Annotated in this window: 14 protein-coding genes; 4 read left to right on the top strand and 10 right to left on the bottom strand. The window is 30.7% G+C overall.

The features are described from left to right. The first annotated feature begins 5 nt into the window (after positions 1-5). Both FHR24_RS12380 and FHR24_RS12375 read left to right on the top strand, forming a co-directional pair. The gene (locus FHR24_RS12380) at positions 6-1265 is read left to right on the top strand and encodes a UDP-N-acetylmuramoyl-tripeptide--D-alanyl-D-alanine ligase (protein ID WP_167189271.1); all 1260 of its coding nucleotides are present in this window, start codon (positions 6-8) and stop codon (positions 1263-1265) included. Positions 1266-1455: 190 nt separating this feature from the next. Next, positions 1456-2196 carry a hypothetical protein gene (locus FHR24_RS12375; protein WP_167189268.1) on the top strand — a complete coding sequence of 247 codons (741 nt, stop codon included), beginning with the start codon at positions 1456-1458 and terminating at the stop codon, positions 2194-2196. 50 nt (positions 2197-2246) lie between these two features. Here FHR24_RS12375 and FHR24_RS12370 read toward each other — a convergent pair whose 3' ends face one another. The 9 genes from FHR24_RS12370 to FHR24_RS12330 all read right to left on the bottom strand — a co-directional run bounded on the left by FHR24_RS12370 (position 2247) and on the right by FHR24_RS12330 (position 13684). Then, the gene (locus FHR24_RS12370) at positions 2247-3101 is read right to left on the bottom strand and encodes an N-acetylglucosamine kinase (protein WP_167189265.1); all 855 of its coding nucleotides are present in this window, start codon (positions 3099-3101) and stop codon (positions 2247-2249) included. Positions 3102-3219: 118 nt separating this feature from the next. Next, entirely contained in the window at positions 3220-5010 is a 1791-nt protein-coding gene (gene rpsA / locus FHR24_RS12365; protein WP_167189262.1) for a 30S ribosomal protein S1, read from the bottom strand. Between the two features lie 168 nt (positions 5011-5178). Further along, positions 5179-6072 (bottom strand): lysylphosphatidylglycerol synthase transmembrane domain-containing protein, encoded by an 894-nt coding sequence (locus FHR24_RS12360; protein WP_167189259.1) that lies wholly within the window; start codon positions 6070-6072, stop codon positions 5179-5181. Beyond that, positions 6059-7006 carry a glycosyltransferase family 2 protein gene (locus tag FHR24_RS12355; protein ID WP_167189257.1) on the bottom strand — a complete coding sequence of 316 codons (948 nt, stop codon included), beginning with the start codon at positions 7004-7006 and terminating at the stop codon, positions 6059-6061. The genes FHR24_RS12360 and FHR24_RS12355 overlap by 14 nt, the downstream gene beginning before the upstream one ends. 88 nt (positions 7007-7094) lie before the next feature. After that, positions 7095-8762: an ArnT family glycosyltransferase gene (locus tag FHR24_RS12350; protein ID WP_167189254.1), complete on the bottom strand. Its 1668-nt coding sequence runs from the start codon at positions 8760-8762 to the stop codon at positions 7095-7097. A gap of 25 nt (positions 8763-8787) precedes the next feature. Continuing rightward, complete coding sequence (locus tag FHR24_RS12345; protein ID WP_167189251.1) at positions 8788-10362, bottom strand: ArnT family glycosyltransferase; 1575 nt, start codon at positions 10360-10362, stop codon at positions 8788-8790. A gap of 4 nt (positions 10363-10366) precedes the next feature. Next, entirely contained in the window at positions 10367-11050 is a 684-nt protein-coding gene (locus FHR24_RS12340; RefSeq protein WP_167189248.1) for a phosphatase PAP2 family protein, read from the bottom strand. A 61-nt stretch (positions 11051-11111) separates the two neighbouring features. Continuing rightward, positions 11112-13046 carry a protein-disulfide reductase DsbD family protein gene (locus FHR24_RS12335; RefSeq protein WP_167189245.1) on the bottom strand — a complete coding sequence of 645 codons (1935 nt, stop codon included), beginning with the start codon at positions 13044-13046 and terminating at the stop codon, positions 11112-11114. Between the two features lie 41 nt (positions 13047-13087). Beyond that, the gene (locus tag FHR24_RS12330; protein ID WP_167189242.1) at positions 13088-13684 is read right to left on the bottom strand and encodes an NUDIX hydrolase; all 597 of its coding nucleotides are present in this window, start codon (positions 13682-13684) and stop codon (positions 13088-13090) included. A 7-nt stretch (positions 13685-13691) separates the two neighbouring features. Between FHR24_RS12330 and pyrE the strand changes: the two genes are divergently transcribed. Next, positions 13692-14342, top strand: a complete 651-nt coding sequence (gene pyrE, locus FHR24_RS12325; protein WP_167189239.1) for an orotate phosphoribosyltransferase — start codon at positions 13692-13694, stop codon at positions 14340-14342. Between the two features lie 84 nt (positions 14343-14426). Beyond that, positions 14427-14816: an SRPBCC family protein gene (locus tag FHR24_RS12320; protein ID WP_167189236.1), complete on the top strand. Its 390-nt coding sequence runs from the start codon at positions 14427-14429 to the stop codon at positions 14814-14816. Here FHR24_RS12320 and FHR24_RS12315 read toward each other — a convergent pair. After that, positions 14813-15553 (bottom strand): biotin--[acetyl-CoA-carboxylase] ligase, encoded by a 741-nt coding sequence (locus FHR24_RS12315; RefSeq protein ID WP_317166205.1) that lies wholly within the window; start codon positions 15551-15553, stop codon positions 14813-14815. The two genes, FHR24_RS12320 and FHR24_RS12315, sit on opposite strands and share 4 nt — an antisense overlap. Positions 15554-15607 lie beyond the last annotated feature (54 nt).

Raw genomic sequence — 15607 nt, 5'->3', positions numbered from 1 at the left:
TATCTATGAAAACTTTAGAACTACATGAATTGTTTTTAAATCAAAAACAAAATTTTACTACCGATACTAGAAAAATTACCAAAGGAGCCCTCTTTTTTGCATTAAAAGGAGATCGTTTTAATGCCAATACATTTACAAAACAAGCTTTAGAACAAGGAGCTGCCTATGTAATTATTGATGAAGAGGAATTCTACATAGACAATAGAACCATTTTAGTACCCAATGTTCTAGAAAAACTACAACAATTAGCGCATTACCATAGAGAATATTTAGCAATTCCTATTATAGCTTTAACAGGTAGTAATGGAAAAACTACCACTAAAGAATTAGTTAGAGAAATATTAGCAACTCAGTACAAAGTAAGCGCAACAGTAGGTAATTTAAACAATCATATTGGTGTTCCAATTACCTTATTAAGCATGACCCCTGAAACTGAAATTGGAGTGGTAGAGATGGGAGCTAATCACTTAAAAGAAATTCAACATTTGTGTTTTATAGCTTCTCCTAATTTTGGATACATTACCAACTTTGGAAAAGCCCATTTAGAGGGTTTTGGATCTGAAGAAGGCATTATTCAAGGAAAGTCTGAAATGTACAACTACATTGCCAATGCAGAAGGAATTGCTTTTGTGAACCAAGAAGCGCAAAGAATGGTAGACGAAGCTGAATATTGCGAATGTATTTTTATCAATCCACACGAAACCCCTTTGCTAGAATTAACTCCATATGTACAATTGGCATATAACAACCAAGTCATCCAAAGTAATCTTATTGGCAAATACAATTACAATAATATTATTGCGGCTATTGCTATTGGAAATCATTTTAACATTGACGATGAAAACATTAAAAAAGCAATAGAAGGTTATATTCCAGAAAACAATCGTTCACAAATTCTACAAAAAAATAGCAATCAAATAATTTTAGATGCTTACAATGCAAACCCAACAAGCATGGAAGCTGCCTTAGACAACCTAAACTCCTTAAGCGATATTTCTAAAGTTGTTATTTTAGGTGATATGTTTGAACTAGGTAACACAAGCGCTAGTGAACATAAAAACATTATTCAGAAAGTAGTAAACAGCAAATTTACAGAGGCCATTTTTGTTGGAGAAAACTTTTACAAACAAAAACAAGATGGAGCTTATTTCTTTTCTTCTTATGATGAACTAAAAAATAATTTCAACTTTACTTTTACAAACAGTACACTCTTAATTAAAGGATCTAGAGGAATGGCTTTAGAAAGAATTTTAGATGTTTTATAAAATAAATCACTTCAAAAAAAGGCTTAAAGAAATATTTCTTTAAGCCTTTTTTTATACGCAAAACCTATTAAAAACAGATAGTTAACCTTTTAAAACTCTCTACTAAATATTTATGGCATGCTCTTTGGATTCTAACCCATGTTAAGTCGCTTGAAATAAAGAGGCAATGTTCCATTTAAAATAGTAGATCATGAAAAAAATATTCTTATTTCTTGCTTCTTGTTTTTTAATTACAACAATAGCATCTGCAACTACAAATAATTCTTATAACAATACTCCTTTTATTTTTATAGAAAATGGTGTAGAATATGCTGTATTTAGAAACGGAGAATTTGATTTTAATATCATCAACCCAAAAATATCTAGAGCTCACATCAACACTAATTTTATAAATATAAGTTTTAATTCTGGTAGAAATTACACTCCTTATATTCAAAGAAACCAATATGGAGATATTGTGAGCATAGAAAATACTCCTATTTATTATGACTACAATGGTAGAGTTGATAGAATTGGAAATGTAATTATTAGATACAATAGGTCTGGATATGTACAGGCTATTGGTAATTTAAACATTAGCTATACCAATTATGGTCGTAATTATTCTTATACAGGATATGTTAACAGGATCAACTATCATTATCAGCCTAGAAGCAGGCATTATCAAAGACCAACAAGACATCATCATTCTTATAAAGCTCCTAACAACAATATAAGAAAACAGTATTCATACAACAGAACTCCCATAAAAAAATATCCAAATAGATATTACCCAAACACAACTAGAAATAAAACAAAGTCTTACAGTAAAAAAGAATTAAAAAAACAAAATTCTAAAAAGGATAATTCATATAAAGAAAGAAATTCTAAAAAGAAGGAATCTAGCAACTCTAGTTCCTACAGAAAAAACAGCAACAGCTATAGAAGATAACAAAAAAAAAGGAACCCAATTGGGTTCCTTTTTAGTACATTTTATACTGTTTATTTAATTAGATACTTTTTGTGGTAAGCAATCATATTATCAATAGGTCTTTGTATAGCTCCTGCAAAATTTAAATCAAATTTGGTAGCTACTTTCTCTACAATGTTAGAAAAGTAATAGGCTACAGATCCAATAAAATAAATGGGAGTTTCTTTTCCTTTTCCATATGGTAAAACTCGGTAACGGAAAAATTCATCAACCCCTTTTTCTATCAATCCTGTAATATAATCATGCTCTTTAAAATCGAACATAAAAGCAGCATGTGTTGCTAAATAAGTATTAGGAGCTTCATTTTGATACAATTGTTCTTTTATATAATCATCTTCTAGATTAAAATCTTTTTCAAATTTTTCTCTAATCTCTTGCGGCATTATTTTGTAATAATAATCTCTTATCAATTTTTTTCCAAAATAGTTTCCACTAGCTTCATCCATAATTGCCCAACCTAAAGAAACACTGGTAGACGTAGTTGTTTTACCATCGTAATAACAGCTATTAGAACCAGTTCCTAAAATACATACAATAGCTGGTTCAGTCTCTGATGCCGCATAGGCTGCTGCCAACATATCTTCGGCAACAATGATATCTGCTTTTACAAAAATCTCTTGAAATACTTTCTCTAAAGTTTCAATAGCTTTAGAAGTTCCACAACCTGCTCCATAAAAAAACACTTGTGTTACCTCTTCTCTAGTGGGCTCTAAATTAATATTATCTAACACTCTTTTTTTAAGAGTTTGGGGAGCTACAATCGCTGGGTTTAATCCTTCTGTACGAGTTTTAAACCTTTCAGACTTATCTTGATTAAGAGCAATCCAATCTACTTTGGTAGAACCACCATCAGCAATTAATATCATTGTATTTTTATTTAGTTTGGTTAGTAAAAATAAGTCTTGTAAATATACAAATATGATCCATAAAAAAAGCTGATTTGAATGATCAAATCAGCTTTTAGTATTTAAAAAGAAAGAACTATTATTTCCCTTCCATTTTTTTCTTTAAGTCTGCTAAACCAGCGATATCTCCGAAAGTAGATTTTTCAGAAGATTCAACTTTTTTAGCTTGAGCTTTAATGTTCTTAGCTTCAGCTTCTTTAAAAGTAGCTGTGTGAGAAGCAACAATTCTTCTAAATTCTTTAGAGAACTCAATTACTTTAAAAATTGCAGTATCTCCTTTGTTAATTTTAGAACCGTCTTCTTTTTCTAATAAACGACCTGGTACAAATGCTTCAACACCATCTGCAAAATCAACTACAGCTCCTTTGTCAGTCTTTTCTTTTACTGTTCCTTCATGATCAGTATTTAAAGCATAAGTAGCTTCGTGAGCATCCCAAGGGTTATCTTGAGTTTGTTTGTGTCCTAAGTTTAACTTTCTGTTTTCAGTATCTAATTCTAATACTTGAACATCTAATTTATCACCTACAGCAACAAAGTCAGATGGGTGCTTAATTTTCTTAGTCCAAGATAAATCAGAAATGTATACCAATCCGTCAATTCCTTCTTCTAATTCAACAAACACACCAAAGTTAGTGTAGTTACGTACAACTCCATTGTGAGTAGAACCTACAGGATATTTAGCAGTAATATCTGCCCATGGATCTGGGTGTAATTGCTTAATACCTAATGACATTTTACGATCTTCTCTATCTAAAGTTAAGATTTGCGCATCAACCTCATCACCTACTTTTACGAAATCTTGTGCAGAACGTAAATGAGTAGACCAAGACATTTCAGAAACGTGAATTAATCCTTCAACTCCTTCAGCAACTTCGATGAATGCACCGTAGTCAGCTAAAACAACAACCTTACCTTTAACTTTATCTCCAACATTTAAGTCAGCGCTTAAAGCATCCCAAGGGTGTTGAGACAATTGCTTTAATCCTAATTGGATTCTAGTTTTCTTGTCATCAAAGTCTAAGATTACAACGTTTAATTTTTGATCTAATTCAACTACCTCAGATGGGTGATTGATTCTAGACCAAGATAAGTCAGTAATGTGAATTAATCCGTCAACTCCTCCTAAATCTACGAATACACCGTAAGAAGTAACGTTTTTAACTATACCTTCTAATACTTGACCTTTTTCTAATCCAGAAATGATTTCTCTCTTCTGAACTTCGATATCAGCCTCGATAAGAGCTTTGTGAGATACAACAACGTTTTTAAATTCGTGGTTGATTTTCACAACTTTGAATTCCATTGTTTTGTCTACGTACTGATCGTAATCTCTAATTGGCTTTACGTCAATTTGAGATCCTGGTAAGAATGCTTCAATTCCAAAAACATCAACAATCATACCTCCTCTAGTTCTACATTTAACGTAACCGTTAACTACTTCACCAGACTCTTGAGCAGCAATAACTCTATCCCAAGCTTTGATTACTCTTGCTTTTTTGTGAGACAATACTAATTGTCCTGAGTGATCTTCTCTTCTATCAACTAAAACCTCTACTTTATCTCCAACAGCTAAGTTAGGATTGTAACGGAATTCGTTTAAAGAAATAACTCCTTCTGATTTAGAGTTAATGTCGATGATCGCATCACGATCTGTAATACGAACTACTGTTCCTTCAATTACATCACGCTCATTTACGAAACCTACAGTTCCTTCTAAAGCAGCATCAAACTCTTTTAATTGTGCTTCATCAACCTCATCAATACCTTCTTCGTATTTGTGCCAGTTAAAATCTGCTAAAAATTGTTTTGGATCTACTTGTACAGTTTCTTGCTCTTGAGCTTCTACTGCGTTTGTGTTTTCTTCAGACATGTGTCTAAAATAATTTGTATCTAGCTGATAATCAGTTTTAAAAAGCGAGTAACAACAACTAAAGATGTTATTTTTATATTTTTTTCAATCCTTTTCTAAACCTAGCTCGCTAAAAAGGATTGCAAATATACAAATAATTTTTAAGTAAGAATACACAAAAACAGCTAGTTAGCTATTTTTTTCTTGTTGTGATAATTCTGCCTTTTTTAGTTGAAAAAACACTCCTATTAATGACAAAATTGCGGTTAAAAAAGTAAAAAGTAATCCTATAGCAACAGATATATCTTTATTATAGTGTAACAAATCTGCTGCCTGATAAAACACAAATTCTCTTACTCCTATTCCCGCAAAAGAAACAATTGATAATATTACAGATATTAAAAACACTAATAAATAAGAAACTAAGTCTGAACTTACTCCAAAATTAACCACCAAACAATATACAGATAGCAACTGTAAACATTGTACTAATAACGAATATCCTAAAGTTTTAAAATATACTTTTTTAAAAGATGGAAATAATTTTTGCACCAATACCAAAGATAATAAAGGAACCAACAAAAACAACAAAACTCCTAAACTATATAAAATTACGTTTGATGAAATCCATCCTAAAGATTGCACAAAAGGAATTGCTAAAACAACTAATAACATTCCTATAGCTGTTAGACCAGAAAACCGATCTACAAAAATAGCGGCTGATAATTTTTTAACGCTCCAATCAAACTTCTTATGAAGCTTAAATACTTTGTAGGCATCTCCACCAATTCCACCAGGAATAAAAAAATTATAAAACATTCCTATAGCATACAATATATGATTGCTTTTGGCTGACAAATAATAACCTAAAGAATGAAAAAAAGTATTTAAACGGATAGAAGAAATCCATTGAGATATAACTAAAAACAAACCACTTGCAATTATTAAAACAAGATTGCTGTTTTTAATAATACGCAGTACCTCTGTAAAAGAAATTTTAGTAACTACAAAATAAAACAGGAGCGCACTCACTCCTATTTTTAATGCAGTTCCTGCTATTTTTTTATAATTATTTTTTTTCAAAAGTAGTTACTTTTCTTAAGTTATATGGTCGTTTGTCTTGAGACTCATAATAGGTTTTCATCAACAAATCTATAATAATACCTACAGTAAAAAACTGAATTCCCATAACAACTAACATCACTCCCAAAATTAACAAAGGTCTTCCCCAAATGTCTTCTCCCATTAGCTTTATAATTAATAGGTAAAAGTTAATTAACATTCCTGCTCCTGCAAATACCAATCCTATATTCCCAAACAAATAAATAGGTTTTTGCATGTATTTACGCTGAAACAAAATTAATAGTAAATCGTTAATTACTTTAAAAGTTCTTCCCAATCCGTATTTAGAAACTCCAAACTGACGAGCGTGATGTTTTACAGGCATTTCAGAAATTCTTGCTCCGTTCATAAAAGTTACCAAAGAAATAAATCGATGCATTTCTCCGTATAACTTTAATCCTTTTGCCGTTTCTGCTGTAAATATTTTAATTGCACAACCATGATCTGTAATATGCAATCCGGTTGTTTTTCTAATGATAAAGTTTGCTATTTTAGATGGTAAAGTTCTTACAAAATTATCTTTTCTTTTCTGACGAATCCCCGTAATCATATCCAAGTCTTCTTCAATCAACTTATCTAACATTGCAGGTAAATCCGATGGATCGTTTTGTAAATCTCCATCCATAGTAATAATATATTCCCCTTTGGCAATATCTATTCCTGCAGCAATGGCAGAACTTTGTCCGTAATTTTTTCTAAGCTCTACTAAAATCACTTTCGGGTGATTTAATTCTTTTACTTCTTTACGAGTATTGTCTGTAGAACAATCATCAATATAAATAATTTCGTAATTGTACCCCTCTAAACCTTTATCTATATTGTCTGTTAACAAAGTAACATTTCCTTCCTCATTATAAACAGGAACTACAATAGATAATAAACTTGTTTTGCTCATTTTACTTTTATTTCGATTTGACAAACTTACTCATAATCCTTAAAACTAAAATAAGTTGTTTGCTAAATAATATTTTTGATTTTTTACTTTATCTCTGCACCAAATACCTTTTTGTTAATGTTTCTGGTCTTGTAGACGGATTTAAAAACTTTAATTTTAATCTGGTAATTCTATAATGTTCTAACGGATATATTTTAGACCATACAACTCCTGCTTCTTTGGTTTTTAAAAAAGAGGCTTCTTCTAAATACACCCACTCTCCTTTTTTAAGTTGATTTGGAATATTAGCCACTTTTACTCTTTTTAAATTTTTATGTGCATAAAAACTAACAGACCAAGCTTCTATTCCATCTCTTAAATACAAATGTTCTGGATCAATTTTATTTTTTTTGATGATTTTACTAGCGGTGATTCCAGATTGATATTGTAACAAATTAGGATAAAATTGTGTGTTTAACGTAAAATTAATCAACACCATTAAACCAACTGATGACACTATTAGTTTTCTATAAGGAGCTTCTTTCACTGTTTTTAGAAAAACAATCAATAAAGTAACAATCACAACAATTCCTATTATAATTAACCAACTAGAAAGTGTAAATGCCCAAAAAGACAAACACAAAACAAAAACACTTAAAAATACAAACAAACCTATTTGAAAATTTGCCCAACGACTTAATAGTTTAATTTTTTTGTTTTTATGTAAAGTCCATAAGTAACCAACCACCAAAACAGCCATTATAGAAAATAAACTATTTAAATAATGAGGCAATTTAAATTTAGAAGTACTTATAACTAACAAAACCAATAACGTTCCCAAAGAACTCATCAATTCAAAACCTTCTATTTTTTTAAACCTGTGGCTAATAGCTTTTTTTAGGTGACTAAACATACCTGCATACATAATAATTGGCCAAGGTAAAAATGCCCACAAAATCGTATGAAAGAAAAAGAAGTAATCTGGGCTATTGTTCTTAAAACCTGTACCTGTTAATCTATTAAAACTCTGATCCCACAAAATAAATCGGATTCCAGAAATATTATTAAATCCATTAAAAACTTTTTCTGGATGCAAATCAAACTGAACATAATAAGCATATAAAACAGGACTGATAAACAATACATAAGCTGTAAGTCCCACCAATACTTTCCAAGAAAAAACCTGCTTCCATTTATTAGCATACACTATATGTACAAACAAAAACACTCCACAAATAAAAACAGCCAACTGCCCTTTACTAGAGAAACCAATAGCCAGCCCCAAAAAACCTAAAATTAAATTAGATAATTTAGAGCTATCTAAATACTTTACAAAATTATAAATGGCCAAAGCAATAGCCCCCGTTAAAACAGCATCCGTTCTAACATCGTGATTGGCTAAAATAACTGCTTGTACTGATAAAAACACCAAAGCCGCAATGTGATTTATTTTTTTACCATAAAAATGAACCGCTAATTTATTACTGTAAAAAGCACCTATAAACGTAAAAATTAAAGCTGGTAAACGATAAGACCACGCATGGATTCCAAAAATTTTAAAAGAAATAGCAGACAACCAAAAATGCATATGTGGTTTATCTAAATAATCATTTGCTCCTTTATAAATATGTAAAAAGTCATTTTCAAGATACATTCTCATTGCCATTGTTGCGTGTTGAGCAGAATCGTTTTCCATAATAGGAATAAACAAGCCACACACATATACTAACAACAAAAAACCATAAAGCAGGTAGCTATCTTTTTTTGATAAAATCATAACGAATAAGAATCTTTAAGTTTGTTTATTTTCCAAAAACTCTAGTTGTATGGTTTTCGAACAAACTTTTTTGCGAAAATAATTCTTTAAAGATACTTAATTGATTTATTTCTTTTTTATTTCTTGTATTGGTCATTACTACTCCATTAGGATGTTGTTTAAAAAACAACTGAACATCTTCTATAGAATTAACCACTTTATAAGTTCTATTAAAATTAATAGGAAAAGCAGCATCCATTCTTTTGTATACAACAACAGGCACTTCTGTTTCTACAAGCTCTTTGTATTTTTCAACAGGAGTTTCTTTTGTCAATACTGGAAAAATCAACCCAAATAAAACCATACTTAACAACATAAATGTAGCTACTAAAAATAGAAAGCTTTTTTTTAGTAGATCTTTTAAAAAACAAGAATAAGCAAAACCAACTCCTATAGGCACAAAGCCCAAAACAATTGCCAACCATTTTTTAGCACTTAAGCTTGCATCTAAAGACAAACCAATGTATCCTCCTATTGGCAAAACTAAAGCGATAAACATTAAAATTATCCACTCAACATGTCTTCCTTTTACTGTTATTTGATAATTGTATACATTACACAACCACCAACCTAATAATATAGCTATAAACGGATAACAAGGCATGGTATAGTTAGGTAGTTTTGTTGCCGACACTGCAAAAAAGGACACAAAAACAATAACTACTAAAGCACTATAAAACACAAAAATATTTCTTGTTTTTTGCTTAACTCCACTTATTAATGCTCTAAAAATCCATAAACAAAAGGGAAACATTCCTAAAACAACAAAACCAATAGTTACTAAAAACATCCCTCCATGGCCTTCCATTTTTCCTTTAAAACGACCTAGGTTGTGTTTAAAGAAAAAACCATCCGTAAAAACACCATCAGTATATATATGCGCAAAGTAAAACCACGGAATACTAATTAATGCCACCCACAAAACCCCTTCAAACACCTTAAGTCTTACTAAAATATTAATGTTTAATTTTTTATACAATATCAAATGAACAAAGGCTACTAAACCAGGCATTACCATAGCTATAGGACCTTTGGTTAAAGTTCCAAAACCAATAGCTGTATATAATAATAAAAGAATCTTTTTATTTTGCGTTATGTAAAATTCTATATAACAGAAAAAAGCCAAACTCATCCAAAAAATTAAATAAGGATCTGGAACAGCTAAATGAAATTCTTGAATAAAATAAAACGAAGAAAACAAAACTCCTAAAGTTATTTTAGCAACCTGACTTCCTAAATGTTTTTTAGTAAAAACATAAGTACTTAAAATGGTAAGAGCACCAAATAAGGCAGAAAAAAATCGAGCACCAAAAGCATTTACACCAAATAACTTGTATCCAATTATCATACAAAAATAATGGAACGGTGGTTTGTCTGTTCTTATTTCTCTATTAAAAGTAGGTTGAAACAAATTACCAAACACCAACATTTCTCTTGCTGCTTCACTATTTTTTGCTTCGTCTAATATGTATATTATAGAACTCCAATTGCCAAACAAACAAAAAACAAACGCAAACAAAAACACCCACAACCAAGTGTACTTAGACTCTAATAAATTCATACAATTACTCGTTTGTTAAAACTACCAATGATTCCTTGTTTGTATTAATGGTTAATCGATAATTATACCAACTCTTCTGGGTTTTAAAAACCAATATAAAAGCTGTATAAGTAGCTAAAACACCTACAACTGCTCCAGTAAAAACATCTGCAAAAAAATGTTGTACTAAATACATTCTAGAGACCCCAATTAATGTGGCCAACAAAAATATAACTACAGAACTTTTAAGATTGTTTAGTTTTAACACAAAAAACGTAGCTATAAAAAAAGAATAAGCGGTATGTCCAGAAGGAAAAGAATCTGTTTTTCTAATTTTTACACCCTGTACAAAATCTATTGCATCTAGTAAACCTAGTTCTTTAAAAAATAAATAAGGTCTAAAAGTTCCATCAAAAATTAAATGTTTACATATAATAATAATGAAAGACTCTATCGCAAAGGCCAAAATAAAAAAGTACAAGTATTTAAATTTAAATCGGACTACAATCAACAAAAAGAAAAAAACACTTAAAGCGTTCCCTATACTACTTAATTTTCTGAAAATAAAGTTGAATGTAGGATTGTGGAGTTTGTTTAATAACAAAACCACCTCTCCTTTTGGATACGTAAAAAAGAAAACCGATCCCAATAGTATAATCACAAAAGGTAACAAAAGCTGAAACCTGTACTGTTTGTACTTATTTATCATAAATACAAAACTAGAATACTATTAATTTTTCATCGTTAATTCTATTTTACGAAATACTTAATTAGTGTGTTTTTTCTATTCCTTTTTTTAACCAATTTAAATATTTAGTAACATTGGGGGTGTATCCAACAGGTTTAGATACATCATTTCCATTAGCATCTAACACTACGTAATAAGGTTGTGCATTGGTTTTGTATCGCTGTTCTTGAAAGTGAGCCCATTTTTGACCTTTGTATCTATATGGTTTTCCTGTTAATGGAGAAATTTCTTGCTCGTTAAAAGATTGTCGATCATCTACATGTAAAGAAATTAAGACCACTTTATTCTGAAGAATATTTAACACCTCTTTGTCTGTCCAAACATTTTGTTCCATTTTTCTACAATTTACACAAGCGTACCCCGTAAAATCTAACAAAACAGGTTTGTTTACTTTTTTAGCGTAAGCCAATCCTAAATCGTAATCTTTAAAAGTTAAAATATGATAAGGAGCCATTATATGAGCACCTTTTGGTAAGTCTTTATCTGCTGCATTACTAACAGCTTGTACAACCCCCAATCCGTTAGGAGATTCACTATATTCTAAAGGAGGTACAAATGCACCAATAATTTTAACGGGAGCACCAAATAAACCAGGAATCATGTAGGCTACAAACATAAAACTAACCATTGCTAATACCAATCTAGTTACCGATATTTTTTCCAAAGGCTCATAATCATGTGGCAATCTTATTTTACCTAATAAATACAATCCTAGCATTAAAAACACAACAATCCAAATAGCGATAAAAACTTCTCTTTCTAGCCAATGTGCTTGCAACACCAAATCTGCATTTGATAAAAATTTAAATGCCAATGCCAACTCTAAAAATCCTAAAACCACTTTTACAGTGTTTAACCATCCTCCAGATTTTGGTAATGAATTCATCCATCCTGGAAAAACAGCAAACAATGTAAACGGCAATGCAATAGCTAAGGAAAAACCTAGCATAGATATAATAGGAGCAATTCCTCCTTGTGATGCTGATTGCACCAAAGCCGTACCCACAATAGGCCCCGTACAAGAAAAAGATACTACTGCCAAAGCCATAGCCATAAAAAAGATTCCTACCAAACCACCTCTATCTGCTTTTTCATCTAATTTGGTTCCCCAAGAACTTGGCAAAACCAATTCATAAGCTCCTAAAAAAGAAAATGCAAAAAACAATAGAATTACAAAAAACACAACATTAAAAGCAACGCTTGTAGACAATTCGTTTAAAGCACTAGGACCAAAAACGGTAACTACAATAGTTCCTAACAATACGTAAATTAAAACAATGCAAATACCATATATAATTGCATTTCTAATTCCCAACGCTCTACTTTTACTTTGTTTGGTAAAAAAACTTACGGTCATCGGAATCATAGGAAACACACATGGGGTGATTAAAGCGGTTAATCCAGCCAGAAAACTTAACAAAAACAACATTCCGTATCCTTGTTTTTCTTCATTTGTTGTTGATTCACTTTCTACATTAGACGAAGTTACTATTGTTGCAACTTTTTTAATTGCAGACAAATTATAAATCAAATCTACTTCCTTAGGAGGCAAACACATTTCATCATTACAAACCATATACTCAACCGAAGCTTTTAAAGTAGACAACTCTTCTTTTAATTCCACAACTTGCTTAAAAACAGCCTTATGTCCAAAATACTTTAATTGCATTCCAAAAGTAGGATCTTCTACAACCTCTCCTTCTCCTTCTAGTGTTTTCTCTATCAGCTTAACTTCACCAGAATAGTAAAACGTGGTAGGTATAGGACCTCCATCTTCTACAAATTGACTGTATAAATGCCATCCCTCTTCTATAGTTGCTGTAGATACCAATACTGTTTCCCCTTCTTTGTTTTGTTCTACAGAAGTAGTCCAAGTAACGGGATTAAATACCTGAGCGGTACTTGTTATTATTGAAAAAAATAATAGTAATTTAAATAAATGAATTGTTAATTTCATAAAATATAATTTGAGACTAAGACGAGTCTATTTTAAGTTCTTTACAATATTTCTTCCATCAATAGTTTGATGTTTCCGTACGTATTAGACAAGCATTTTAAAGAATCATTGCTATTTTTAAAACAAACAGCTGTAATTCCTTCTTCTGTTTGTGGCACTAAAGTTTGACTTTCTATAGTTGTATGCATTAAAAACCAATAAGTAACCTTCATTACTTTGTTTCCTTTGTGCTCAAAAACGTGATACGTAGTTTGTAATTCTTTATCAATTACCAAGCCACTTACATTGCATTCTTCTTCAACTTCCCTAATAGCAGCAACGTTTTTAGATTCTCCTTTTTCTATGTGTCCTTTAGGTAAATCCCATTTGTCAAATCTATAAATCCAAAGTAAATCTTTGGCTTTATTTTTAACCACACCCCCTGCTGCTTCTCGAACTTGAAAATTTAATAGAAAATTGAGCCAATCATTTTCCAAATTGTCACAAATAACATTTATTTTTACCTCGGGATTTTTAGAAATCTCATGAAAAAGAAACTGACAATCAAGTTCCTGATATAAAACAGATTTAAAACTAGTTAGACTAGTGTTGATTTCTGTAAAAAAAACTGGAACTTCATTGATAAAAACTTTATACATTTGCACTATGATTTTTAACAAAGATACAGCAAATAATACCGCAGAACAGCTTTTAAAAATAAAAGCAATTAAATTACAACCTAACGATCCTTTCACATGGGCTTCTGGTTGGAAATCTCCTATTTATTGCGATAACAGAATTACACTTTCTTATCCAGTAATCAGAAATTTCTTAAAAACCAACATGGCAAAAGCCATAGAAGAAAACTACGGAAAGCCCGATGTAATTGCTGGTGTTGCCACAGGAGCAATTGCCATTGGAGTTTTGGTAGCTCAAGAACTTGGAATTCCGTTTGTATACGTAAGACCAGAACCTAAAAAACATGGTAGAAAAAACCAAATTGAAGGTTATTTAGAAAAAGGTTCTAACGTAGTAGTGGTAGAAGATTTAATTAGCACAGGTAAAAGTAGTTTACTAGCTGTTGAAGCTTTAAAAGAAGCCGATGTAAACGTTAAAGGAATGATGGCTATATTTACCTATGGATTTCCTATTGCTGATGAAAATTTTAAAGAAGCCAACATTAGCTTAACTACATTAAGTAATTATAAAATACTATTAGAACAAGCTGTTAAAGACAATTACATTACAGCTAAAGAACTTGCGTTGGTTCAAGCTTGGAGAAAAGCTCCAGACAAATGGACTAACGAAGAAGACTAAAACACACAAAAGCATCTTAAAAATTTTAAGATGCTTTTTTTTATTCCTATTTTCTATATTTGTATTCCATAAAAAACGACTCTTATGAAATTAGAAACTCCCGTTATTAGCATTCAAAAATCTACAGAAAATATATATAATTTTTTAACAGATTTAAAAAACTTTGAGCAGCTAATGCCTAGCAATATTGAAAAATTTGAAGTAGATGGAGACTCTTTTCTATTTGCATTATCTGGAATGCCAGAAATAAGATTAGTTCTAAAAGAACAAACACCTACCCATAAAATAGTTTTAGGAGCTGCATCTAGCAAGTTAGACTTTAGTTTAACCATACTTTTAAATACTATTGATGATACCAAATCAAAAGCTCAACTTTTGTTTGATGGAAAATTCAATCCAATGATGGCTATGATGGTAAAAAAACCGTTAACCAATTTTATAAATGCATTGAGTGACAACCTTAAAAATATTTAAAGAAAACTTATTTCTTTAACTGCATAAGAATACGCTAACTCATCTTGTTTTTCTACAATTAGCAAACCTTCATCAGAAACGTTAATTACTTTTGCCATAAACACATTTCCTGCTTTGTCTCTAAACATAGACGGAATGTTTATTTTATACAAATAAGACAAGTAATCTTTTTTGATTATTTCTTTATTCTCTAGAATATAACCAACAGTTAATACTTTTTTAAATTCATTTATGATAGTGGTAAGAAGCAAATCTTTATTGTAATTCACACCACTAATAATAGACATAGAGGTTGCATTTGGTAAAAAATCTGGAAAAACTAGTTGATTTACATTTATCCCAATCCCTATAAAAGTTCCAAAAACCTTTTCTTGTTTTATTTTATTCTCAACCAAAATCCCTGTAATCTTCTGATTGTATGACATTATGTCGTTAGGCCATTTTATCTGTATTTTTGTTTTGTCTGCCAAAAATCCATCTAAAACTTCTCTTATTTTTAAGGCAACTAAAAAGCTAACATAAGGAGAAAGTGCTATGGGTAAACCTGTTAACGCTACATAAACAGTAAACAATAAATTCTTACCCTTGGCAGAATGCCAGTGTGTATTCATTTGCCCTTTACCTTCAAGTTGAGATTCAGCCACAACAGTTGTAAAATTTTCTAAGATTCCTTTTTTTGACAAATCTTTCAAAAAAAGACTTGTTGAGTCGATGGCATTAAGTTTGATTATATTCACAAATAAATTATAATTACATTAGTATAAGTAATCACTTAAAAAACGATAACTTTG

It is taken from the genome of Wenyingzhuangia heitensis, assembly GCF_011762155.1.
GTDB lineage: Bacteria > Bacteroidota > Bacteroidia > Flavobacteriales > Flavobacteriaceae > Wenyingzhuangia > Wenyingzhuangia heitensis.
Note: the sequence above shows the minus strand (reverse complement) of the source record. Positions and strands in the feature narration are given on the sequence as shown.